This window comes from Myxococcus sp. CA005 (assembly GCF_006518205.1).
Classification (GTDB): Bacteria; Myxococcota; Myxococcia; order Myxococcales; family Myxococcaceae; genus Myxococcus; species Myxococcus xanthus.
Genome location: NZ_SRLV01000011.1, coordinates 117,965 through 141,383 on the forward strand (window position 1 = coordinate 117,965; position 23,419 = coordinate 141,383).

At 69.7% G+C, this 23,419-nt stretch carries 13 protein-coding genes; 9 read left to right on the plus strand and 4 right to left on the minus strand.

Annotated elements, in window-relative coordinates; all coding sequences use genetic code 11:
• Positions 1-63: 63 nt before the first annotated feature.
• A complete protein-coding gene (locus FMQ63_RS07240) occupies positions 64-3,504 on the minus strand; it encodes a non-ribosomal peptide synthetase (protein ID WP_020478359.1) in 3,441 nt (1,146 codons plus the stop codon).
• Positions 3,501-11,696: a non-ribosomal peptide synthetase/type I polyketide synthase gene (locus FMQ63_RS07245; protein ID WP_228556374.1), complete on the minus strand. Its 8,196-nt coding sequence runs from the start codon at positions 11,694-11,696 to the stop codon at positions 3,501-3,503. The genes FMQ63_RS07240 and FMQ63_RS07245 overlap by 4 nt, the downstream gene beginning before the upstream one ends.
• A 227-nt stretch (positions 11,697-11,923) precedes the next feature.
• Between FMQ63_RS07245 and FMQ63_RS07250 the strand changes: the two genes are divergently transcribed.
• Complete coding sequence (locus FMQ63_RS07250; protein ID WP_011554402.1) at positions 11,924-12,868, plus strand: arginine deiminase family protein; 945 nt, start codon at positions 11,924-11,926, stop codon at positions 12,866-12,868.
• Between the two features lie 24 nt (positions 12,869-12,892).
• Here FMQ63_RS07250 and FMQ63_RS07255 read toward each other — a convergent pair whose 3' ends face one another.
• Entirely contained in the window at positions 12,893-13,096 is a 204-nt protein-coding gene (locus FMQ63_RS07255; RefSeq protein ID WP_020478361.1) for a hypothetical protein, read from the minus strand.
• Positions 13,097-13,242: 146 nt separating this feature from the next.
• On the opposite strand from FMQ63_RS07255, the gene FMQ63_RS07260 reads away from it, so the two are divergent.
• The 6 genes from FMQ63_RS07260 to coaBC all read left to right on the plus strand — a co-directional run bounded on the left by FMQ63_RS07260 (position 13,243) and on the right by coaBC (position 20,585).
• Positions 13,243-13,848: a hypothetical protein gene (locus FMQ63_RS07260; protein ID WP_011554401.1), complete on the plus strand. Its 606-nt coding sequence runs from the start codon at positions 13,243-13,245 to the stop codon at positions 13,846-13,848.
• Positions 13,849-13,895: 47 nt separating this feature from the next.
• Complete coding sequence (locus FMQ63_RS07265) at positions 13,896-14,408, plus strand: FHA domain-containing protein (protein WP_171452182.1); 513 nt, start codon at positions 13,896-13,898, stop codon at positions 14,406-14,408.
• Between the two features lie 61 nt (positions 14,409-14,469).
• Positions 14,470-15,753: a Stp1/IreP family PP2C-type Ser/Thr phosphatase gene (locus tag FMQ63_RS07270; protein ID WP_020478362.1), complete on the plus strand. Its 1,284-nt coding sequence runs from the start codon at positions 14,470-14,472 to the stop codon at positions 15,751-15,753.
• Positions 15,754-15,860: 107 nt separating this feature from the next.
• A complete protein-coding gene (locus FMQ63_RS07275; protein WP_020478363.1) occupies positions 15,861-16,241 on the plus strand; it encodes a hypothetical protein in 381 nt (126 codons plus the stop codon).
• A gap of 102 nt (positions 16,242-16,343) precedes the next feature.
• Positions 16,344-19,313: a carboxypeptidase regulatory-like domain-containing protein gene (locus FMQ63_RS07280; protein WP_011554397.1), complete on the plus strand. Its 2,970-nt coding sequence runs from the start codon at positions 16,344-16,346 to the stop codon at positions 19,311-19,313.
• 51 nt (positions 19,314-19,364) lie between these two features.
• Complete coding sequence (gene coaBC / locus FMQ63_RS07285) at positions 19,365-20,585, plus strand: bifunctional phosphopantothenoylcysteine decarboxylase/phosphopantothenate--cysteine ligase CoaBC (RefSeq protein WP_011554396.1); 1,221 nt, start codon at positions 19,365-19,367, stop codon at positions 20,583-20,585.
• Here coaBC and FMQ63_RS07290 read toward each other — a convergent pair.
• The gene (locus FMQ63_RS07290; protein ID WP_011554395.1) at positions 20,582-21,013 is read right to left on the minus strand and encodes a PaaI family thioesterase; all 432 of its coding nucleotides are present in this window, start codon (positions 21,011-21,013) and stop codon (positions 20,582-20,584) included. The two genes, coaBC and FMQ63_RS07290, sit on opposite strands and share 4 nt — an antisense overlap.
• 199 nt (positions 21,014-21,212) lie before the next feature.
• Between FMQ63_RS07290 and FMQ63_RS37785 the strand changes: the two genes are divergently transcribed.
• On the plus strand, positions 21,213-22,289 hold the full coding sequence (locus tag FMQ63_RS37785; protein ID WP_225909334.1) for a uracil-DNA glycosylase family protein: 1,077 nt from the start codon (positions 21,213-21,215) through the stop codon (positions 22,287-22,289).
• A gap of 28 nt (positions 22,290-22,317) precedes the next feature.
• Positions 22,318-23,325, plus strand: coding sequence for an esterase family protein (locus tag FMQ63_RS07300; protein WP_011554393.1), 1,008 nt, complete (start codon positions 22,318-22,320; stop codon positions 23,323-23,325).
• The last annotated feature ends 94 nt before the right edge of the window (positions 23,326-23,419 follow it).

Below are 23,419 nucleotides of genomic sequence, written 5' to 3' on the forward strand. Positions count from 1 at the left end.
TGAGGGCGAGGAACGGGGCAGCGGCGGAACGGGCCACGCCAGTCGTGGCGTGGACCCGTGGCGCTACTCCTTCTTCGAAGAAGTCGAGTCGGGGAGGTTCAGCTCGGCGCGCGTCGCGGCCTGGACCCGGCGGGCCTGCCGGGGTCGGGCCACCAACGGCGGAGGCGCGGCGGGCGCACCGGGCTGCTGGAGTGTCTCCAGGTGCTTCGCCAAGGCGTCCAGCGTGGGGTGCTCGAAGAGGACGCGGAGTGACACGTCCACCTTGCAGGACTCCTGGATGCGCGCCACCACCTGGACGGCCTTCATCGATTGGCCTCCCAGGTCGAAGAAGTTGTCACGCGCGCCGACCTGCTCCACCGCGAGGACGTCGCGCCAGATGGCAGCGAGCTGGACTTCCATGGGCGTGCGCGGCGCCTCGTAGGCTGCCGAGGCGCGCTGGTTTGCCGACGGCGCGGGGAGCGACTTGCGGTCCAGCTTGCCGTTGGCCGTCCGAGGGAAGGACTCCAGCGTCACGAAGTGGCTCGGCAGCATGTACGCCGGCAGGTGAGAAGCCAGGTGCTGGCGGATTGTCAGCGCCTCGGGGGCGGGCTTGGTGCCGGGGCGCACGTAGGCGACCAGCTCCGCGTGGCCCGACACGTCCCACAGCTTCACAGCGGCTTCCAGGACGCCAGGCACCTGCGCCAGCCGGGCTTCAATCTCTCCCAGCTCGATGCGATAGCCGCGCAGCTTCACCTGTCCATCGCCGCGGCCCAGGTACTCCAGCGTGCCGTCTGGCAGCGCGCGGATCAGGTCACCCGTGGCGTAGAGCCGCCCGCCCGGCTCCTGTCCGAAGGGATCCGGCACGAAGCGCTCCGCCGTCAGGTCCGGACGGTGGAGGTAGCCCTGCGCCACGCCGTGCCCGCCGATGTACAGCGCGCCCGTCACGCCCATGGGCACCGGCTGCATGGCCGCGTCCAGCACGTACACCTGCGTGTTGCCAATGGGACGGCCCAGGGTGATGCGGCGTCCCGGCTCCATGCGCGTGGTGGTGGACCAGATGGTCGTCTCCGTGGGGCCGTACATGTTCCACAGGGATGCGCCGCGCGAGCACAGTGGCTCGACGAGTTCGGAGGGAATCGCCTCTCCACCGCAGAGGAGCTTCAGCGTGGGGCTGCCTTTCCACCCCAGCGTCAGCAGCATCCGCCACGTGGAAGGCGTTGCCTGCATCACCGTGGCGCCACTCTCCACCAGCGCCCGCATCAGCCGGGTGCCATCCACGGCCGTTTCGCTACTGGCGATGACGACGCTGCCGCCCACGCTCAGGGGCAGGAAGAGCTCCAGCACGGAGATGTCGAAGGCCACCGTCGTCACGGCGAACAGCGTGTCCTGGTCGGTCATCCCAGGCGCCCGCTGCATGGACGCCATGAAGTTGACGACCGCGGCGTGCGGCACGGCCACGCCCTTCGGGCGACCCGTGGAGCCGGACGTGTAGAGCACGTAGGCCAGGTTCGTGCCCGCGAGCATCACCTGGGGCGGCGTCGTGGGAGCGCCGGTGGCCTCGGCCAGCACCATGCGCTTGCCACGATAGGCGGGGACCTGTGCGGCCAGCTCCGGCTCCGTCAGTAGCAGTGAGACACCGCTGTCATCCAGGATGTGCACCAGCCGGTCCGGCGGATACAGCGGGTCCAACGGCACATACGCCGCGCCCGCCTTCAGGATGCCGAGCAAACCCACGAGCAGCTCCACCGAGCGCTCCAGGAAGATGCCCACGCGGTGCCCCGGCTCCACGCCGAGCTGGCGCAGGTGGTTCGCCACCCGGTTCGCCTGTTCATCCAGCTCCCGGTAGGTCAGGGCGCGCGACTCGAAGCGCACGGCGGTGGCGTCTGGACGGCGCGCGGCCTGCCGTTCGAAGAGGCCGTGGAGGCTGCCGGGCAGGGGCAGGTCGAGCGCGGTGTCATTCCACTCCCGCAGCAGTCGCAGGCGCTCGGGCCCGGTCAGCAGGGGCAGGTCGCTCACGGACCGGGTGGGGTCCTCCGCGATGGCCGCGAGCAGCGTGAGAAAGTAGCCAGACATCCGCTCGACGGTGGCCGCATCGAACAGGTCGGTGTTGTAGTTCAGCTCGCTCACCAGCCCCTGCGCCGTCTCCGCCATCGACAGGGAGAGGTCGAACTGCGTGGTGCCGCTCTCGAACTCCAATTGCTCCAGCGTGAGGCCGGACAGCGAGAGGACCTCGGACGGCGTGTTCTGGAGCGTGAACAGCACCTGGAACAGCGGGGAGTAACTCGGGTCACGCGCGGGCTGGAGTGCTTCGACCAGTTGCTCGAAGGGCAGCGTCTGATGCGCGTAGGCGCTCAGCGTGTCCTGACGCACGCGGGCCAGCAGCTCGGAGAACGGACGCGCGCCGTCCACCTGGAGCCGCAGCGGCAGTGAGTTGACGAAGAGGCCGATGAGGGGCTCCGTCTGGGGCACCCGGTTGGCGATGGGCGTGCCGATGACGAGGTCCTCCTGCCGGCTGCCACGGGACAGGAGCACGCCGAACGCGGACAGCAGCGTCATGAACAGCGTGGCCTCTGCCTCGCGGCTCCGCTGCTTGAGCCGGGCGGTCAGCTCCGCCGGCACGGTGAAGCGATGGGTCGCACCGTGGAAGCGCTGGTTCGCGGGGCGCGGCCGGTCGGTGGGCAGCTCCAGCAGCGCAGGGGCGCCGGCCAGATGGTCGCGCCACCAGGAGAGGTGCGGCTGGAGGTCGCCACGAGTGGTGCGCTCCTGCTGCCAGCGCGCGAAGTCACCGTACTGAAGGGTGGGTTCGGGAAGCGGAGAGGGCTCGCCCGTGCTGAACGCGCGGTAGAGCGCCGCCAGTTCGCGGATGAGGACGCCCAGGGACCAACCGTCGCAAGCGACGTGGTGGAGCGTGAGCAGCAGCACGTGCTCGCGTGGGTCCAATCGCAGCAGGGACAGCCGCAGGGGCAGGTCTCGTGACAGGTCGAAGGGCCGGCTGGCCTCCTCCGTCGCCCGCCGCCGGACCTCGGCCTGACGCGCGTCGGCGGGGAGGTGCTGGAGGTCCACCTCGGGCATCGTCACGGACGCAGGCGGCAAGACGCGCTGGAAGGGCTTGCCCTGATGCTGCCCATAGCTCGTGCGCAGCACCTCGTGACGGCGGACGATTTCGTCCAGGCTCCGCTGAAGCGCGGCGATGTCCAGGGCGCCTTCGAGCCGCAGCGCCGCGGGCATGTTGTACGCGCCGCTGGGCCCCTGGAACTGCTCCAGGAACCACATGCGCTGCTGGCCGGACGACAGCGGCAGCGCTCCATCGCGAGGGCCGGCGGGGATGAGGTCCGCGGCGCCCTGGAGTGACTGGCCCACCTGCTGGAGGAAGGAGACCAGCTCCTCCTTGCGGGACTTCATCTCTCCGAGCAGGTCGGGCGTCATCACGCCCGGAGGGGCGTTGAAGCGCAGGCGCTCGCCTTCCATCCACAGCCGTACGTCGTGCTGGCGCAACCGGGTCAACAGTCCGTCGATCGTGTTCACAGCTCCCCCTCTTCACGGCTCGCGCCGCTGACGCTGGTGTCCTCGGCCGCACGCGCCGCCCACAGGACGGTGTCCACGTGCTCCGCGAGCCCGGCGATGGTCGTCTGCTTGAAGAGCCGCTCCAGGGGCAGCTCCACCTTGAGCGCGTCCCGCAGTCGCGAGGCCACCTGCGTGGCCAGCAGCGAGTCACCGCCCAGTTCGAAGAAGTCGTCGTGGATGCCCACGCGAGGCAGACGCAGGGCCTTCATCCACACCTCCGCCAGCGTCTGCTCGGTGGGCGTGCGCGGTGCGACGAAGGGGCGCGTGGGCGCGCTGGCCTCCGGGTCGGGCGCGGGCAGCGCCTTGCGGTCCAGCTTCCCACTGGCCGTCAGAGGCATGGCCTCCATGAGGACGAAGAAGGCGGGGACCATGTAGTCCGGCAGCTTCTCCAGCAGGAACTGGCGGAGCGCGGCGGGTGTCACGCTGCCCTGCGCGGAGGGCACCACGTAGGCCACCAGTCGCTTGTCATGTCCGGCCAGTGCGCCCGGCTCCTCTCGGACCATGACGACCACTTCCTGGACGTGCTCGTGCGCGCTCAGCGCGGACTCGATTTCTCCCAGCTCGATTCGGAAGCCGCGCACCTTCACCTGGTGGTCACTGCGTCCCAGGAACTCGAGCGTGCCGTCAGGCCGGTAGCGGACCAGGTCTCCGGTTCGGTAGAGGCGCGCCGCCGGGTCGTCGCTGAACGGGTCCGGGACGAAGCGCTGCGCGGTGAGCTCCGGGCGGTTGAGGTAACCCGCCGCTACCAGCGGGCCGCCGATGTGCAGCTCGCCCGCCACACCGATGGGCACGGGCGCGCCATGCCGGTCCAGCACGTAGCAGGGGCGGTTCGACAGCGGCCGGCCGATGGGGACGCGCGTTGCGCTCCAGCCCTTGGGGATGGCGAACGTGGTCGCGGTGATGAGCGTCTCAGTGGGGCCGTAGGCATTGAGCGTGCGCACGTTGCCCAGCGGGCCGTGCTGCCACAGCTCCAGCACCTTGGGCAGCACGGTGTCGCCGCCGATGATGACCAGCCGCAAGTCATGGGCACCGATGGTTGGCGGCGATTCGGCCCAGCTCTGCGTGAGCTGCTGCCAGTACGCCGTGGGGAAGTTCATCACCGACAGCCGCTGTTCAACGACGCGGCGGGCCAGCTCCTCGGGCGTCCAGACCTGGTTGCCGCGCAGGACCAGCGTGGCGCCCGTCATGAACGTCGGGAGAATCTGCTCCAGGGACGCGTCGAAGTTGAACGAGGCGAACTGCAACACGCGGTCGCGCTCGGTCAGCTCGAAGTGGAGCTGCATGTCCTGGAAGTGCACCGCCATCTGGCCGTGGCTGATGACGACGCCCTTGGGCTCACCCGTGGAGCCGGACGTGTAGATGACGTAGGCGGGCGACGTGGCCGTCGCGGTGTTGGGCGGGTTCTCCGTGGGGCGAGACGCCAGCGTGACGGCGTCGGTGTCCAGGTGGACGACCTTCGCGGTGTGCGCGGGCAGCCGCTCCGCGAGGGACTGCTTCGTCACCAGCACGGCCGCGCGCGCGTCGTCCAGCAGGAAGCGCAGCCGCTCCACGGGGTGCGCGGGGTCCAGCGGCACGTAGGCGCCACCGGCCTTGAGGATGGCCAGCAACGTCACCAGCATCTCCGGCGAGCGGTCGATGAAGGCGCCCACCAGCACGCCCGGTCCGACCCCCAGGCCGCGCAGGTGGTGCGCGAGCTGGTTCGCGCGCCGGTTGAAGTCGGCGTAGGTGATGCACTGGCCGTCCAGCTCCACCGCGTGCACGCCGGGCCTCGCGGCGGCCTGCTGTTCGATGAGTTGGTGAGTGAGGAGGTCCTCCCGGTAGCCCAACTGGTTCTGGTTCCACGCCACCAGGACCTTGCGGCGCTCGGCCGGGGTGAGCATCGGCAGGTCGGCGACGCGAGCTTCCGGCTGCGCGAGCGTTCCTGACAGCAGCGTGCGGAAGCCCTGTGCCCAGCGGGCCAGCGTCGCCGCTTCGAACAGGTCGGTATTGTAGTCGAAGTCGAGGACGAGTCCGTCCTCGGCGTCGATGACGTTCAGGCTCAGGTCGAAGGCGGCGTAGCGCACGGGCTGCGGGACGAAGTGGGTGCGAAGGCCGTCCATCTGGAGGTTCCCCAGGGGGCGCTCCAGGTTGAACGTGACGCTGACGAGCGGGGTGTGGCTCGTGCTGCGCGGCAGTCCCAGGCGCTTGATGAGCAGGGCGAAGGGATAGTCCTGGTGCTCATACGCCTCCCAGAGCACTTGTTTGAGACCCTGGACGTATTCGGAGAACGTCTGCTCGCCCTGAACGTGGCTGGCGATGGGCAGCAGGTGCGAGCAGTAGCCCACCAGCCCCTCGCTGCCCTCCATTCCCCGGCCCGCGGTGGGGATGCCCACCAGGACGTCATCCTGGCCCGTAAGGCGGTGGAGGAACGTGGTGTAGACGGAGAGCAGCAGCATGAAGAGCGTGGACTGCTGCTGCGCCGCCGCCTCCCGCAGGGACTGGGTGGTGGCGCGGTCCAGTCGCAGCGTCTCCCGGGCACCCCGATAGCTGCGGTGCGCGGGGCGGCCATGGTCGATGGGCAGCTCCAGCGCGGGCAGCGTCTCCACGCGCCGGCTCAGCCAGAAGCGCTCGTGGGCCGTCTGCTCCTTGGTTCCGGCCTGCTGCTGGAGCCACTGCACGTACTCGCCCCACTGCATCGCGGGTGGAGGCGGGGTGCTCTTGCCTGCTCGGAGCTCGGTGTATCGCGCGGCAATCTCGCGGACGATGACACCCAGCGACCAGCCGTCCACCGCGACGTGGTGCGCGGTGAGGACGAAGACATGCTCCTGTGCACCCAGCTTCAGCAGGTTGGCGCGGAAGGGCGCACCGCGGTGCAGGTCGAACGGCGTGTTGTTCTCCTGCTCGTACCAGGCGGAGAGGCGCTCGGCCTGCTCCGGCGCGGGCAGGGGGGAGAGGTCGTGCAGCGCCAGGGAAAGCGCCAGCGAAGCGGCCGCGGTCTGCTGCTCGCCGGACTCGTGGATGTGGATGCGCAGGGCTTCATGCCGGTCGACGACGTGCTGGATGGCACGTTGGAGCACCTCGGGCTGGAGCACGCCTTCGAGCCGCAGGCTCATCGACAGGTTGTAGGAGATGGAGCCGCCGGCGTTCATCTGGGCGAGCACCCACAGTTGCCGCTGCGCCTCCGTCATCGGCAGCGTGCGCGCTTCCACACGGGTGGGATCGGGCGGTGTGGTGCGTGGCCAGAATCCGCCCGCGCGCATGTCCGCCACCGTCTCGGTGATGGCGCGGACGATGGTGTCGAGGTCCTCGTCCGAGTGCGCGGTGGAGAGCATGCACGTGCGCCCCTCCCAGATGTAGATGCCGCGCTGGATGAGGTGGCAGAAGAACAGGTCCATCTCCAGCGACTGGTACAGGTAGCTGGTGTTGCCCGCGGCGGAGAAGCGCAGCACGGAGCCGCCGTGGACCGCCTCGATGGGCGCCTGCTCGCGCTGGAAGATGTCGTTGAGCCGAGCGACCAGCCCTGCGGCGCGGCGGCTCAGATTCTCCTGGAGCGCGGGCCCCTGGGCCTTGAGGTGGCTCAGCGTGGCCACCGTGGTCGCCATGGTCAGCGGGTGCTTGCAGAACGTTCCCGCGGAGAAGGTCGTCTCGACAGCGGGGTACGACGCGTCACCGTAGTTCCAGTCGCCTCCGTCGATGCGGTCCACGAATCCGCCGCGGTCCGCGACGGCGCCAATGGCCATGCCGCCACCGAGCACCTTGCCGTAGGTGACCAGGTCCGCCTCGATGCCGTACCACGCCTGAGCGCCACCCGGATGGAGCCGGAAGCCAGTGATGACCTCGTCGAAGATGAGGGGCACTCCTGCTTCACGCGTCATCGTCCGCAACGCCTGGAGGAAGGCCCGTGGCTGGAGATTGGGACGGCGGCTCTGCACGGGTTCGACGAGGACGCCCGCCAGTTCGTGAAGGTGCTCGCGGATGAGCTCCAGCGTGCGGTCCTCACCGTAGGGCAACACGAGGACGTCCTCGACGACCTTGGGAGACACGCCCGCCGCCATGGGCAGCGACTGGGGCTCACCGTTGACCATGCGTCCCACCACCAGCGTGCCGTCGGAGTGGCCGTGGTAGGAGCCGGTGAACATCACGATTTTCGTGCGGCCCGTCGCGGCGCGCGCCAGCCGGAGCGCCGTCATCACCGCCTCCGTGCCGGAGTTGCAGAAGGTGACGCGCTTCATCCCGGTCAGCTCGCAGAGCAGTTCCGCGGCTTGCCCGCCCAGGTCCGATTGGGGGCCCAACTCCATGCCCTCCGCCAGACGTTGTTGCAGCGCCTCCATGATGAAGGGCGGGTTGTGACCGAACAGGTGCACCCCGAAGCCCATGGAGAAGTCGATGTACTCGTTGCCGTCCGCGTCCCAGACCCGCGAGCCCTTCGAACGCACGCTGACGATGGGGTAGCAGACCTCCTTCAGCTCGGCGCGGAAGTTCATCAGCCACCGCACGTCGCTCCACTTCGACCGGTAGCGGACGGCTGCTTCCTTCGAGCGCTTCGTGCGCGTGGTGTACTTCGCGATGAGCGCGTCCAGGTGACGCTGCTGTACCGCGGGGAGTTCTCGCTCGGGCGTGCCGGACTTGGGTCCCGCGCCAAAGGGTGACGCGCCTCCTGCCTTCGCGGTGTTCGTGGGAACTGCCTTGGGGACGGGAGCTTCCTGCGCCGCGACGGGAAGCTGCAGCGGCGCAGAGGGACGTCCGCCCAGGAGCGCGAGCTGCTGCGCCATGAGCTGCAACTGCTGCTGGATGAGCTGCTCGACGGCGCTTCCCGGCGGCGCGGAGAGCGCGTTCGCGGCGGCGGGAGGCGTGCTCATGGGGAGCGGCGCGGGAACGCTCGTCGCGGCTGGCGCGGAACTCAGCGCGAAGCTCGCGGGCAGTGTCTGGTCGAGGTGGCTCGCCAGTGCGTCCAGCGTCGTCAGTTCCTCGAAGAGCTGACGGATGGCCAGCTTCACGCCGAAGCGCTTCTCCACATTGCGGATGGCGTCCAGCAACACGAGGGAGTCGGCGCCCATCTCCAGGAAGGACATGCGCGGGTCGAGCTTCTCGGGAGGGGCCTGGAGCAGCAAGGCGACGACCGCGCGGAGCTCGGTGAGGATGCGCTCCTTGCGTGACACGACGGGCGCTGCGGCAGAGGTCTGGGTCATCATCGTCGGCCTATGGGCAGGGGAGGGGAGCGCGGAGTCCAGCAAGTACCTCTGGCGCTCGAAGGGATAGGTGGGCAGCGGGACACGCCGTCGCGGACGGTCCGCGTCCACTGCGCGCCAGGGGACGGTGACGCCGCGCGTGTGCAGTGCACCGAGGCTGTCGAGCAGCGTCTCCCAGGCATCCTGCTGACGCCGCAGGCTGGGGAGCCACAGGCTCGCGCCCTCGGGAACGCAGCGCTTCGCCATGCCGAGCAGCGTGTCGTGCGGGCCCAGCTCGATGAACAGCGCGGGGCCGGCCTGTGTCAGCGTCTGGAGGCTCTTGAAGAACTGGACAGGAGCGCGCGCGTGCCGTCGCCAGTAGGCGGCGTCGGGGGCCTGGGACATGCGCTCGCCCGTGAGGTTCGAGATGAGCGGGAGGCGCGGCGCGTGGGCGGGCAGGACGCGGGCTACCTGCTCGAAGCCATCGAGCATCGGCTCCAGCAGCGGCGAGTGGAACGCGTGGGAGACGGTGAGCGGTCGCGACTCGACACCTTGCGCCTGTAGCGCCGCGGTGATGCGCTGGACCGCTTCACGCTCACCAGAGATGACGACGTGCCTTGGCCCGTTGATGGCGGCGACGTCCACCAGGGGCTCGTCCTCCAGTGCCATGCGCACCGTGGCTTCATCCGTCAGGACAGCCGCCATGGCGCCGTTCTGGGGCAGTGCCTGGATGAGCCGGCTGCGCGTGGCCAGCAGGGCCAACGCCTCCTCCAGCCCGAGCGCGCCCGCCGCGTGCGCGGCCGTGAATTCGCCCACGCTGTGGCCCATGACGGCGTCGGGCACCACGCCCCACGAACGCCACAGCTCCGTCAGGGCATGGCCCAGCGCGAACAGTGCCGGCTGGGTGTAGCGCGTCTGGTGGATGAGCTGCGCGGTGGCGTCCGTCGTCGGAAACAGCACCGACAGCAGCGGGACATCCAGGTGTGGACGGAGAATCGCGTCGTAGCGCTCCAGGGCTTCACGGAAGACGGGGGTGCTGTCGAACAGTTGTCGGCCCATGCCGGGGTACTGGGTGCCCTGGCCGGGATACAGGAAGACGATTCGCGGCGCGGCGCCACGCTGCACCTCGCCCTGATGCAGCCTGGGAACGGCGTGCCCTTGGGCGAAGGACTCGAGCCGCGACGCCATCTCCGCATGGGAGTTCGCGGTGAGCGCGAGCCGATGCGGCCACGCATTGCGGCCGGTGTTCGCGGTAAAGCAGACATCCGCCAGCGCGGGGGCGTTCGGCCGTAGGAGGTGCTCCTGGTACTGCCGGGCCATGTTCCGCAGGGCCGCATCGCTCCGGGCCGACAGCGTCAGGACGTGGCTGTCGCGCTCGGGGACGCGAGGTGCATCCGCGGGGCGCGGCGGAGGCTCGCTCAGGATGACGTGGGCGTTGGTTCCACCGAAGCCGAAGGCGCTGACTCCCGCGATGCGCGCGCCGGGCGCTTGGGGCCACGGCTCGGGGCGCGTGGGAATCGGAAATCGGGTCGCATCCAAGGCGATGTGCGGGTTGAGTACGCGCAGGTGGACCTGCGGCGGAATCTCGCCGTGCCCCAGGGCCAGCACCGACTTCATCAGCCCCGCGATGCCAGCCGCCGCTTCCAGGTGGCCGATGTTGCTCTTCGCTGAGCCGATGAAGCAGCGCTGCTCCGCCGACCTCCCCGGAGACAGCACGGCGCGCAGTGCCGCTAGTTCAATCGGGTCGCCCAGCGGCGTCCCCGTGCCGTGGGCTTCGATGTAGCCAATCTGTTCTGGCGACAGGCGGGCCTGACGGAGGGCTTGCTGGATGACGTCCTGCTGCGCGGCGCCGCTGGGCGCGGTGAGCCCGTTGCTGAGCCCGTCATGATTCACGGCCGAGCCGCGGATGACGGCCAGGATGGGCGCGCCCGAGGCCAGCGCGTCCGACAGGCGCTGAAGGACGACGATGCCGCAGCCCTCCGAGCGCACGTAACCATCGGCCGACGCGTCGAACGTCTTGCAGCGTCCATCCGCCGCCATCATCCCCGCCTGCGAGAAGGCGATGGTGAGCTCGGGCGACAGGATGAGGTTGACGCCGCCCGCCATCGCCAGGTCGCACTCGCGGCCGCGGAGGCTCTGACAGGCCAGGTGCACCGCGACGAGCGACGATGAGCACGCGGTGTCCACGGCCATGCTCGGACCGCGCAAGCCCAACACGTACGACAGCCGGTTGGCCGCGATGCTGTGCGCGTTGCCAGTGCCCGCGTACGCATCCAACAAGGAGCGGTCGCCGAACTGTCGCTGCGCGTAGTCGCTGGTGCTGATGCCGACGAAGACGCCCGTGCGACTGCCCTGGAGTCCCTGCGGTGCCTGTCCCGCGCGCTCCAGCGCCTCCCACGCGACTTCCAGGAGCAGGCGTTGCTGTGGATCCATCCGCACGGCTTCGCGAGGCGAGATGCCGAAGAAGAGCGGGTCGAACGCGCCGACGTCTTCGAGGAAGCCACCCCATCGCGTGTTCATCGTCGCGGGCGTGGACGGGTCCGGCGCGTAGAGGCTCGCCGCATCCCAACGGTCCGCGGGGACTTCGGTGATGGCATCCCCGCCGCGCTGGAGCAGCGCCCAGAATGCCTCTGGCGTCGGGGCTCCCGGGAAGCGGCACCCCAGCGAGACCACCGCGATGGCTTCGTCCTGCGCGGCCTCGGTGACGGGCGTCGCGGGCGCATGCGTCACGGGCTCGGTGCCACGGCCGAGCGCCTGGCTGAGCGCGTCGATGGTGGCGTGCTCCCAGAGGATGGTGGGCGACACGTCGCGGCCCAGCCAGTCCGCCAACTCACCCGACAAGAACACCGCGTCCTTCGACGTCAGCCCGTAGCGAACGAAGGGTTCCTGGGGGTCGACCTCTTCGGGCGTGAGTTCGGCGGACTCGGCGACGTAGGCCCGAAGCCACGCCGCGATTTCATCGCGCGTGCGGTCTCCAGACACACCGGAGACCAGAGGGGAATCCACAGGGGCCTGTGAGACACCGAAGGATGACTTCATGGAAAATCACGGACCTAAAGTGTAATCCTGCAGATCTGGATTATTATGAAATCGTTTTGAATCCGACTAGTCTTGACGGGGTTCTGAGGTAAATTTCTGGTGCCAGCGCTCCGGCAGGGGTTGGCGCTTTCCAGGTGGGGTCTCGGCGCCAGGAGTCCGGGCTGACTCACTGCTGTGACGACAGGTGCTTGCAGATGGCGTTCAGCGAGTTCGAGTGCTGGTCCGAATCAGGCCAGTTGGAGTGCGTGGCGGTGTTCCGGCCCGCGGCGCTGGACGTCACCAGTGCGGAGGAGGCGGCGGCGGTTGGCTTCATGCGGCCTGTCACTCGCAGTGAGGCGGAGGACGCCTTTGGCCGGCTGCGGGACACGCTGACGCGCCTCGGTTGCCAGACGATTGACCTGTGGGAGTTGCTACCGGAGCGCGAGCGCGCGGTGAGCGACACCACGGTGAACCGGGTGTTTGTCCGCGACACCGCGGCGGTGCTCGGGCGTCAGCTCGTGACGGGCACGGCGGCCTTCCCCGTGCGGCTGGCGGAGTTCGACGTGGCGCACCGCGCGCTGTCGCAGCTCCAGCCGGAGCTGTCGAGCGACGAAGTCCCGACGTCCGCGCGCATCGAGTTCGGGGACGTCTTCGTGCTCGACGCGGAGCGGTTGCTGGTCAACGTGGGGCTGCGCAGCGACGCGCGGGCGCTTCAACCCTTCCTGGAGCTGGCGTGGCGTTCGGGCTTCCGCGAGGCCGCCGTCGTCCGCATCCCGGAGAGCCTGGGCATCATCCACCTGGATCTGGCCTTCAACGTGCTTGGGCCGCGGGCCGTGGTGGCGCGGGCCTTTCTTCGCCACACGCCCATCCAGGTGTTCGCACAGGGCGTGGCGCCGCACTGGGAGCCCTTTGACGGCTACTTCGCCCAGCGGGGCTGCCGCGTCATCCCCTTCGAGCCGAAAGGGGAGAGCGGCTTCATGTCGAACTTCATCTACGTGGGGCCCAACCTGATTCTCGCCTCGGAGAGCGCCTCGGTGGGCCTTCGTCCTCTGGCGAAGGAGGCCGGCATCGAGGTGGCGAGCGTCGACATCGAGGCGCTGGAGCGGGGCAACGGCAGCGTTCGGTGCCTTACGATGCCCCTGCGGCGGCGCGCGGTGTAGCGAAGGACCGCCAGCGAACCCCGCTCAGGAAGGGCGGTTCACCGCGGGCGGGTGGGGCACGTCGCCTTCGCGCTCGTAGTAGAGGCTCGCGCAGCCCTGCTCGTAGACCACGAGCACCCGGTCACTCTCCTCCAGCAGGTCGGAGACCTTCTCCGTGGTCTTGCGGACGAGTACGTCGAACCTTCCCGGGCGCTGTTTGTTTCCGGCCCGGACTGTCACGACTGGCATGCGGGGTTCAGCTCCTTGTGCCCCGCGGCGAGCGGTTCCGGGAGGACATCCCCGGCCTGGGCCCATCCGAAGGTAACAAAGGCGTGTCATAACCAAACGAACAGTCCGTTGACAAGCGGGCCGCGCCATGGCGGGAAGAGGCTCCCATGCTCCGCAAGCTCCCCGTTCTGCTGGTTGGTGTTCTTGGTCTGGCCTCTTCCGCGGGCGCGCAGGAGGCGCGGCGGCCTCCGGAGCACCGCTCTCCGACGCCCGCCTGGGCGCCTCGCGGCGTGCTCCTGGGTGTCAGCGCCCAGGATGGGCTGGTGGCCTCCCAGACGAAGGTGCAGTGGCAGTTCACCTTCTACCAGGACCGCAAGGACGCCTTCGCCTTGCTACTGGAGGGCAGTCTCTCGTGGGGGCTCGCGTTCCCCGATGCCGAGGAGGGCAAGCCGCAGAACGCGGTGCGCTCATTCTACCAGCACAGCCCGCAGGTGGGTGTGGGTTACCGGAACCACCTGCCCGGCCAGGTGCACTGGGGCTTCCAGGTCACCGGCGGTCCCGTCTTCTACGGCGCGGACTTCGACGGTGGGCTGGAGAAGGACCGGCGCGTGGCGGGCCTCATCGAGGGCCGCGTCCACCTGGGCTATCAGTTCGGGGACATCGCCGGTGGGCTCGCTGTGGGGTATGCCGAGGCATTTGGCTACAAGCGCCGCAGCCTTGGCCGCTTCTTCGTAGGTGGCCCGATGGTCGGGTTGTTCGTGGATTGGCGCTAGGCTTTGCGTAGAGTGTGGCTTGCGAGCACCCTGTTCGCACGCCGCGTATGCCCGAGCCGCTCAGCGCCCATGTGTCGCGATACCTCCGCAACCGAGAAGTCTTCGAGCGGAACCTGCCAGCCGCGCTGCTCGTCTTCACTCCAGCGACGGAGGAAGACAGCGGCGGGGACGGGGAGGAGTACCGTCTGAAGACGGTGACGAACGCGGGGAACCCCACGCTGGGGGCCAGCGGGCCCTTGGTGTTTCCCGTCGTGAAATCGCGGACGAACGCCTTCGGGCGGGGCATCACCGTGGGGCGGACGGGCAATAACGACGTGGTCCTGGACGACGGGAGCGTGTCCCGGTTCCACGCCTGGTTCAGCCAGGAGGAAGGCCATGCGGGCTTCCTGCTGACGGATGCCGGGTCCAAGAATGGCTCCTGGGCGGGGGGCGTCCGCCTCGTGCCCCGGAAGGCCGTTCCGGTGGCGGATGGAGCGCGGTTGCGCTTCGGCCAGGTGGAGGTCGGCTTCTACACGACCAGCGGTTTTATGCGGATGCTTGCCGTGAGGATGGCTCCCTGAGCCTTGCCACGTCTTCGTGGGCCTGCGTAACGTGCGGAGTCGCCCTCTGTCACACACGGGAGTGTTCGCGGTGGCCTTGACCACAGAAGCTTTTGGACTGACCGACGTCGGCCGCAGGCGGCAGCACAACGAAGACGCGATGCTGGTGGATGCGGCACTCGGTCTCTACGTGGTGGCTGACGGCATGGGCGGTCACGCGGCCGGCGAGGTCGCGAGCAACCGGGCCACGGAGGTCGTCAAGCAGCACATCTCCGCCAACCGCCATCTGTTGAAGGACCTGGGCATCAACCCGACGCCGGACAGCCGCTCCGCGGCGGCGGCGCTCGTCGAGGTGGCCGTCCAGCGCGCGTGCGCGGACATCTACCGGACGGCGATGTCGGACGCGACCAAGCGCGGCATGGGCACGACGTTCGTGTGCCTCGCGGTAGGCGGCAACAAAGGCGTCATCGGCCATGTGGGTGACAGCCGTGTCTACCTGGTGCGGCATGGCCAGTGTCACCGGCTGACGGAGGACCACACGCTGGTCGCCGCGCAGCTCAAGGCCGGCACGATTACCAAGGACCAGGCCGCCAACTCGCAGTACCGCAACGTGATTACCCGCGCGGTGGGCATCCAGGAGTCCGTCCAGGTCGACACGCTCATCGTGGACCTGGTGCCCGGGGACATGTTCATCCTCTGCTCGGACGGCCTGCACGGCTATGTCGAGGACGAGGAGGTCCTTCCGCTCATCGCCGGCATCGCGCCCGCGGACCTGCCCAAGCGCTTCATCGACGTCGCCAACGAGCGCGGTGGCAAGGACAACATCACCGCGGTGGTGGTGAAGGTCGCGGGCGAAGGCTCCAGCGTCAGCGAGGAGTCGAGCGAAGCGCAGTCGCGCATGGAGGCGCTGCGCAAGATTCCGCTCTTCCGTCACCTCACCTACAAGGAACAGACGGCGGTGCTGTCCATCGCGACCACGCGCACGTATCCCGCGGGGCGCGAAATCGTGGTGGAGGGGCAGCCGGGCGAGGAGCTCTTCGTCGTCATCCGGGGCCGGGTGGCCATCGAGAAGAACGGCGTGGAGATCGCCGAGCTGCGCGCGGGTGGCCACTTCGGAGAGATGGGGCTCATCGACAACGCGCCGCGTTCAGCGACGGTGCGAGCGACGGAGCCCACGCGCACCATGGTCATCTCGCGGCCGGACCTGATGGGCCTGATGAAGCGCGAGTCCATCCTCGCGGTGAAGATGCTCTGGAGCTTCGTCCAGGTGCTCAGCGACCGGCTTCGCGCCACCAACTCGGAGCTCAGCGAGGCACGGCAGGAACTGGCCGTGGCCCAGGCGATTGCTCCGTTCGCCGAGGAGTAGGAGGACGCGTCATGGCCCCTCGTCGACCGAAGCAGCTTCGTCCGGAATCCCAAGCACGTCAGACGTCCCAGGTACGTTCGCGCCGTTCCGTTGTCGGAGGGCGACGCATGGCGAGGGCGGTGGGCGGCGACGTGGTGGTGAAGTTCCTGGGCGAGGTGGTTGAGCTGCGCCATGAGCTGAGGGCGACGCAGGGGGACATCGAAGGCATGGCGATGGGCATGGAGTCCATGCGAGCCGGCATGGCGACCATGCGGTCGAACATGGCGGCCATGCAGTCGAACATGGACTCCATGATGGGCAACATGGAGACGATGATGTCGACCGTGGAGTCCATGATCGTCGGGCTGCGTTCCGTGTCGGGACGCATGAGCCGGATGGAGGCCCATGCGGGCCGCATGGCCCGGCTGCTGACTTCCATGGCGGATTCGACCCAGGAGCGTTTCGAGCGGGTCGAGAAGCGCCTGGATGACCTCGAAGACAAGCTGTAGGCGAGGCTCGCCCATGCGTTCGGGAAAGGACGCGTCCGGAATTTTCAGGGGGAATCGGCCGTTCCGCGCCCGGCTCCGGGCTAACGTCCGCGCCGTCTGCGCATGCGCAACTGGATTGTCATAGGCGTGATGGCGACCCTGCTCACGGCAGGGGTGGTGTGGCTGTGGCCCGGCACGGAGACGGGGCCCGCCGCTCGCGACACGCACGCCTCCACTGGCAAGGCCCTGCCGGAGTTCGCCGCCGTGGACGTGGCCTCCGCGGGCGAGGGGCTGGCGCTCACGGGACGTGTGCTGGACGCCTCGGGTCGCCCCGTCGCGGGCGCGGAGGTGTTCCTGGCCGCCAGCGCGGAGCGGACGCTCCTGGGCGTTCATTGTGATGTGTGTGGCCAGGCGCTCCTGTCCTGCTCGGCGCGTGAGACGGCGCTGCACACGCTGGCGTTTTTCGAGCAACAGCAGGGCTTCCTGACGCCGCGGGCCACGGTCAGCACGGACGCGGAAGGGCGCTTCCGCTTCGAGCAACTGGCTGGCGTGTCCTTCTCCGTGTGGGCCCGCGCGCCAGGGCTGGGCGTCGCGCTCCGCGAACGGGCCGCGCCTGGAGACCCGGTGGAGCTGTACCTGCCGCCGCTGCGCACCCTGGTGGGGCAGGTGGTGGACGATGCCGGCCGGCCCTTGGCCGGGGCTCACGTGCACGGAGTGTCGCGGCGGGCGCCGCTGGCCTTCGAGTCCACGAGCGGAGCGGATGGCCGCTTCACCCTGACGGGCCTGGGCGAAGGGCCTTTCTATGTGCTGGCCACGGCGGAGGGGTACCTGCCCGCGGTGGGGGCCCAGGTGGAGGCGGGACCACAGCCCGTGCGCCTGAAGCTGACGCCCGCGCGCACCCTGGAGGTCCGCGTCACCCGAAACGGTTCCCCCGCGGCCGCGCTGGTGCGGCTGCGCGCGGACCACCTGTCGCGGGAGCTGCGCACGGACGGCACTCCGGTGCGCTTCACCGGCTTGTATCCGGACCAATTGGTGGTGACCGCGGAGGCCAAGGGCCTGGCGTCCGTGCCCCGCGTCTTGACGCTGGACGAGCGCGTCACCCAGGTGACGCTGGCGCTGGAGGAGGCGGGGAGCCTGCTCGTCACGGTGGTGGATGAAGATGGACAGCCCGTGCCGCAACCGGAGCTACTGTTGCGCATGCCGACGGGGGAGGTTGTCCGGCAGGAGCGCGGGGGCACCGGCGCGTTGGTGACGCTGGGCCCCCTGGCCGTGGGCAACTACGTGCTGACCGGGCAGGCCGAGGGCTTCCGTGATGCGCAGCTGCCCGCGAAGGTGACGCCAGGGGAGACGGCGCTCGAACTGGAGATGGAGCGCGCCACCGTCATCAGCGGGCAGGTGCTGGATGTCTATGGCCGGCCCGCGCCGGGCGTGTCCGTGTTGGTGCAGCCCACGGGCGCGTCGACGCTGGCGGACGCGGAAGGGCGCTTCATCGCGCAGGTGCCCACGCCGGGGCTCTACGAGCTCCATGCGCACCACTCGGAGTGGGGTGGTGGCCAGCTGAAGGTGACTGCGCCGGCCACCGACGTGCAACTGGCGCTGGAGCCTCGCGCGTCGTTGGAAGTGACAGTCTCCGCCGAGGGTCGCCGCGTGGAAGGCGCGGACGTGGTGCTGTGGGTTGAGCAGCAAGGCATCTTCCGGAGTGACCGGCCGTCCGGCTCGGATGGGATGGTCCCGATGCGCGGGATGCCCGCGGGCACGTATTCGATGATGGCGTCCCATCCCGACTATCAGCCGTCGGAGCGCCGGGAGGTGACGCTGACGGATGGGCAGACGCTGAAGCTGGAGGCGGAGCTGAAGCCCGGAGCGCCGCTCAGTGGCGAGGTGGTGGACGGGCAGAACGCGCCGGTAGCGGGCGCCATGTTGGTGGTGGTGCCCCGTGGCGCGGAGCCCGTGCAGTCCGACGCGAGCGGCCGTTTCGAGTTCCGCGCGCTGCGGCCGGACCGGGGCTACCGCTTGGAGGTGAGGCACCCGGGCTATGACCAGGTCGAGCGCGCCGAGGGCAAGGCGGGTGGCCCACCGGTGCGAGTGGTGCTCAAGAAGCGCGACGTCTATCGCGGGCGCGTCATGGGCGATGACGGTGCGCCGGTGCGCCGCTTTCGCGTGGACGAGCACGATGTGAATGCACCGGATGGCCGCTTCGAGCTGCCGTTGCCCACAGCGGGCGACCGCGTCATCGCGTCGGTGGACGCGTCGGGCTACGAGCCGCTGATGGTGGATCGCCCGGCGTCGTCCGACCTGGGAGACCTGGTGCTGGAGAAGCTGCCGGGTGTGTCGGGCCGCGTCGTCGACGAGGGCGGCGGGCCGGTGCCAGATGCCGTGGTGTCGTGCGACGTCTGTGACGACTCCGTGCTCTCCGGGCAGGACGGCACCTTCACGGTGGCCAGCCCGCCCTATGTGACGCGTTACTCGCTCACGGCGCGCAAGGGGCGGCTGAGCGCTACCCAGTCGTTGGAGCGGGGCGCGCGGGGGCCGGTGGAGCTCAAGCTGCGGCAGGCCACGCGCCTGAGTGGCCGGGTATATCGCCCGGACGGGAGCCCCGCGGCGGGCTTCGAGGTCGAGGCCGTCAACGCGGACCGCAGCGAACCGCTCACCATCGTCACCGGGCCGGATGGCGGCTACAGCGTGGAGATCTCCCCGGGCAACTACCGCTTCGCGCTGGGCGCGAACCGGGAGTTCTCTGGCGAGCCGGCGCTGGTGGTGCAGGTTGGCGGCTCGGAGATGTCGCTGGACCTGGGCCCGGCGCCGGGCACCGCGTCGCTGGCCGTCCAGGTGAAGCCGGAGCGGGGCCGGGCGCTGTGGGTCGTCGCGGGAGAGCTGGGGGCGGTGGGCAATCCTCCGGCGGTGGCGTTGATGCGCTCGCGCTGGGCGCAGCTCGTGTACCAGCCCCGGTCGGAGCAGGTCCGCTTGAGCGGCCTGCGGCCCGGGCGGTACACGCTGGTGTGGGGCAACTTCCACGTGGAGACCCCAGGCGGACCGGAGGTCCGCGTCGTGGATGTGCCTTCGAGCAGTGACGTCGTGATGATGGCCCACTGAGGCCCTGCCGGGACGGTTGCGAGCCCGCCTCCCCGCGCATTAGGAAGCCGCATGGACGTGACGACTCTGAAAGGCCGCCGGGTGGTCGTTGGCGTGGGTGGCGGCATCGCGGCGTACAAGGCCTGCGAGCTGGTGCGGGAACTGTCGCGTGCAGGCGCCGAGGTGCGGGTGGCCATGACGGAGTCCGCGCGCCAGTTCGTCACCCCGCTCACCTTCCAGGCGCTCAGCGGGCACCCTGTGCTCACGGACTATTTCGACCCTGCCCAGGAGGGGAACTTCGGCCACCTGGACCTTGCGCGCTGGGCCGAGGTGTTCGTCGTGGCGCCGGCCACCGCGGACCTGCTGGCGCGCATCCGCGCGGGCATGGGGAACGACGCCGTGACGACGTCGCTGCTTGCCTTCCGGGGGCCGGTGGTGCTGGCGCCGGCGATGAACGTGGCCATGTGGGACAACCCCCTGACGCAGGAGAACCTGGCGGCCCTGCTGGCCTATCCGCGCTTCTCGCGCGTGGGCCCAGGCGCGGGGATGCTGGCCTGTGGTGACGTGGGGGAGGGGCGACTGGCGGACGTTCCAGCCATCGTCCAGGCGGTCGCGGCGCGTTTCGGCGCTGGCCCACTGGCGGGGAAGCGGGTGCTGCTGACGGCGGGCCCCACGCGCGAGTTCCTGGACCCGGTGCGGTTCATCTCCAATCCCTCCACGGGGAAGATGGGCATGGCGCTCGCGCACGCGGCCCGGACCCTGGGCGCCGAGGTGACAGTGGTGCTTGGTCCCGTGGGCACCGTGGAGCGCGGCGGCTTGGACATCGTGGACGTGGTGAGCGCGGACGACATGGCGCGCGAGGTGCTCTCACGGGTGGGCACGGTGGATGTGTTCATCGCCACTGCGGCGGTCAGCGACTGGCGCCCGGAGACGCGCGCGCCGCAGAAGGTGAAGAAGGGCGCTTCGACGTCGCCCGAGGCGCTGACGCTCGTGCGCACGCCGGACGTGCTCGCGGAGGCCTCCCGCCAGGTGGCGGGACAGCCGAAGCGGCCGGTGCTGGTGGGCTTCGCGGCGGAAACGGAGCGCGTGGTGGCGCACGCGCGCGACAAGCTGGAGCGCAAGGGGCTGGACGCGATTGTCGCCAACGACGTGACGGCCCCTGGCGCGGGCTTTGGAACGGACACCAACCGGGTGACGGTGCTCACGCGTTCGGGCGCGCAGCATGAACTCCAGGGCAGCAAGCGCGAGGTGGCGCAGGCCCTCATCGAGCTGCTGCTCGTGTCTCCGTCCTAGCGGGGCTCCATCACTGCGAGGGTGACGGTGGTCTTCGACACGAGCCGGGGCGTGCCGCCGGAGACGGCGTGGACCTCGGACTCCGTGACGATGAGCCGGCGGCCGGCGCGCAGCACCCGGGCCTTGCACCGCAGTTCTTCACCGGACGCCGTCTGGAGCAGGTGGACGGTGATGCTGGTGGACAACACTCGCTGGCCCTTCCGAACGACGGAGAAGGCCGCCGCGCCCGCCGTATGGTCCGCCAGCGTCGCCTGGACACCAGCGTGGATGACGCCGTCCTGCTGCAGGTGTCGGGGCTGCACCACCAGCCGGGCCTCCACCTCGCCGGGGCGGATGTCCACGGGCTGGATGCCCAGGTCCATGACGAAGGCGGCCGATGTGAACAGGTCCTCCGTGTCCTGGCGGTAATCCGGGTTCTGGTGCGCCATGGCGGCTCCTTGCTGCGTGACACCGGGTTCGGGGCGCAAGATAGCGTGGGTCCGGGGTGCCTCCAGGGCGGATGACTGGGGGCAGGGCGGGGTAGGACTCCGGGCGTGGGCCTGGAACTGCTCTGGCGGGAGGCGAACAGCCGGCTTGGGCGTCCGCTTCCTTGCGCACGGGCGCCACGTCCGATACCGATCCAGGACCGTGATTGATGACACGCCCGAGGCCTCGCAGGACCTGAGCGCCCTGCTGGACGATGTGCGCCGCCACCTCCTCTGGCAGGAGGAGGCCGCTGGCCGGGTGCTGATGATTGACGCCAAGGCGGCGCTCGAGCTCCAACGCTCGGCTCCCTCCTTGCGCGCGCGCTTCGCCCGGACACAGGGAACTGTGGACGCTGCGCCTCCTGCTCGCCCCGAGGCTCCGCTGCCCCGTCCGCCGCTGGCAAGCCCGGCACCGGAGCACCGTTCCATCGGCACGGAGCGGCCGGGCCCGGCGACTCCTGCTGGTGTAGTGGCACCGCCGGGAGTCGGTGTCGCAGCGCCGGCCCGGGTGCCGCCCCCGTCCACGCCTCCCATGCGTCCTGGGGGGATGGCTCTCGGCGCCGTTGAGGGCCAGCCTCCGGCGCCTCGAACGCCGGTCGCGGGGATGCGTGTGGATGCGCCGCCGCCCACGTCGCGGCCCGCTGGGGCTCTGCCTGGAGCGGCGAACGGCGAGCGGCCGATGTTGGATGAGATTCGCCGGGAGCTGGGCGACTGCCAGCGCTGCAATCTGTGCTCGACGCGCAAGAACCTCGTGTTCGGCTCGGGCAATCCCCGCGCGGAGCTGGTGTTCGTGGGCGAGGGCCCGGGGGAGAACGAGGACCTGCAGGGCGTGCCCTTCGTCGGCGCGGCCGGCGACCTGCTGACGAAGATGATTGGCGCGATGGGCTACCGCCGCGACGACGTCTACATCTGCAACGTCGTGAAGTGCCGGCCACCGGGGAACCGCAATCCGGAGCCGGAGGAGGTTGCCGCCTGTGAGCCTTTCCTGCGCGCGCAGTTGGCCGCCATCCAGCCCAAGGTGGTGGTGGCGCTGGGCAAGTTCGCGGCGCAGACGCTGCTGCGGGACAGCACGCCCATCACCCGCCTGCGTGGCAACTGGCGCACCTACGAGGGCATCCAACTGATGCCCACCTTCCACCCGGCGTACCTCCTTCGCAGCCCGGCGGAGAAGCGCAAGGCATGGGAGGACCTCCAGGCGGTGATGAAGGTGCTGGGGAAGCAACCCGGTTCGCGCGCGTAGCCGCGGGCCCGATGAAGGGAATGCACGGATGAATGGATTGCTGGAGTCGAGTGAGCTGCTGTCACCCGCGCTGGAGTCGAACCCGCTGGGGGACCCGGCTCGCCGCAAGCTCACCGTGTACCTGCCGCCGGGCTACGGCGCGGATGAGAGACGCTACCCCGTCGTCTACTTCCTGCATGCCTTCGGCAACAGCGGCGGCTCGTGGACGAACGCGTCGGGCTTCGCGCCCACCGTCCCCCAGCGCCTGGACGCCCTCGTCGAGTCCGGCGCGATTCCGCCCGTCATCGGCGTCTTCCCGGATGCCTGGACGTCGCTGGGTGGCAGCCAGTGGGTGAACAGCGACGCCATTGGCCGGTACCGCGACTACCTGACCAAGGACGTGGTGGGCTTCGTGGACCGCACCTACCGCACCCTGCCGAAGGCTGCCTCGCGCGCCGTGGTGGGGCACAGCTCCGGTGGCTACGGCGCGCTGGTGATGGGCCGCTACCACCCGGAACTGTTCTCCCACGTGGGCGCGCACGCGGCGGATTCCTACTTCGAATACTGCTACCTGCCGGACCTCCCGAAGGCCGCGGCGGCGCTGCTGAAGGCCGGCGGCGTGGAGGCGTGGCACGCCGAGTTCCGGGCGCGCGTGAGTGAGACGAAGATGCGCGGGGACGACTTCCCGGTGGTGAACGTTCTGGCGATGGCCGCCGCGTATTCTCCGAAGAAGGGCGAGCCGCTCAACGTGGAGCTGCCCTTCGACGCGAACACGGGCCGGCTGCGGCTCGACGTGTGGAACCGGTGGCTGGTGCACGACCCGGTGCGCTTCGTGCCCAAGTTCATGGACGCGTTCCGGAAGCTGAAGACGGTGTATCTGGACTGTGGGACGCGTGACGAGTTCAACATCCGCTGGGGCACGCGGATGCTCGCGGAGGACTTCAAGAACGCGGGCGTCGAGCGCGTCCACGAGGAGTTCGAGGACGGCCACTCCGGTGTGTCGTACCGCTTCGCACGCTCGCTGTCCGTCCTGGTGCCGAACCTGGCGCAGGACTGACGCACGGGGCCAGGGCCTGTCTCGCGGTGGTCGGGATGCCCGCTGGGGGACGCCCCGGCCCACCGCGCGTGACGTGGCGCTGGCCTTTTCCCTG

Bases quoted from the DNA above. Each gene is read 5' to 3' on its own strand.
- FMQ63_RS07275 (WP_020478363.1), top strand. From the start codon at position 15,861: ATGGCGAGGGCGGTGGGCGGCGACGTGGTGGTGAAGTTCCTGGGCGAG.
- coaBC (WP_011554396.1), top strand. From the start codon at position 19,365: ATGGACGTGACGACTCTGAAAGGCCGCCGGGTGGTCGTTGGCGTGGGT.
- FMQ63_RS07250 (WP_011554402.1), top strand. From the start codon at position 11,924: ATGGCGTTCAGCGAGTTCGAGTGCTGGTCCGAATCAGGCCAGTTGGAG.
- FMQ63_RS07260 (WP_011554401.1), top strand. From the start codon at position 13,243: ATGCTCCGCAAGCTCCCCGTTCTGCTGGTTGGTGTTCTTGGTCTGGCC.
- FMQ63_RS07280 (WP_011554397.1), top strand. From the start codon at position 16,344: ATGCGCAACTGGATTGTCATAGGCGTGATGGCGACCCTGCTCACGGCA.
- FMQ63_RS07290 (WP_011554395.1), bottom strand. From the start codon at position 21,013: ATGGCGCACCAGAACCCGGATTACCGCCAGGACACGGAGGACCTGTTC.
- FMQ63_RS07265 (WP_171452182.1), top strand. From the start codon at position 13,896: ATGCCCGAGCCGCTCAGCGCCCATGTGTCGCGATACCTCCGCAACCGA.
- FMQ63_RS07255 (WP_020478361.1), bottom strand. From the start codon at position 13,096: ATGCCAGTCGTGACAGTCCGGGCCGGAAACAAACAGCGCCCGGGAAGG.
- FMQ63_RS07300 (WP_011554393.1), top strand. From the start codon at position 22,318: ATGAATGGATTGCTGGAGTCGAGTGAGCTGCTGTCACCCGCGCTGGAG.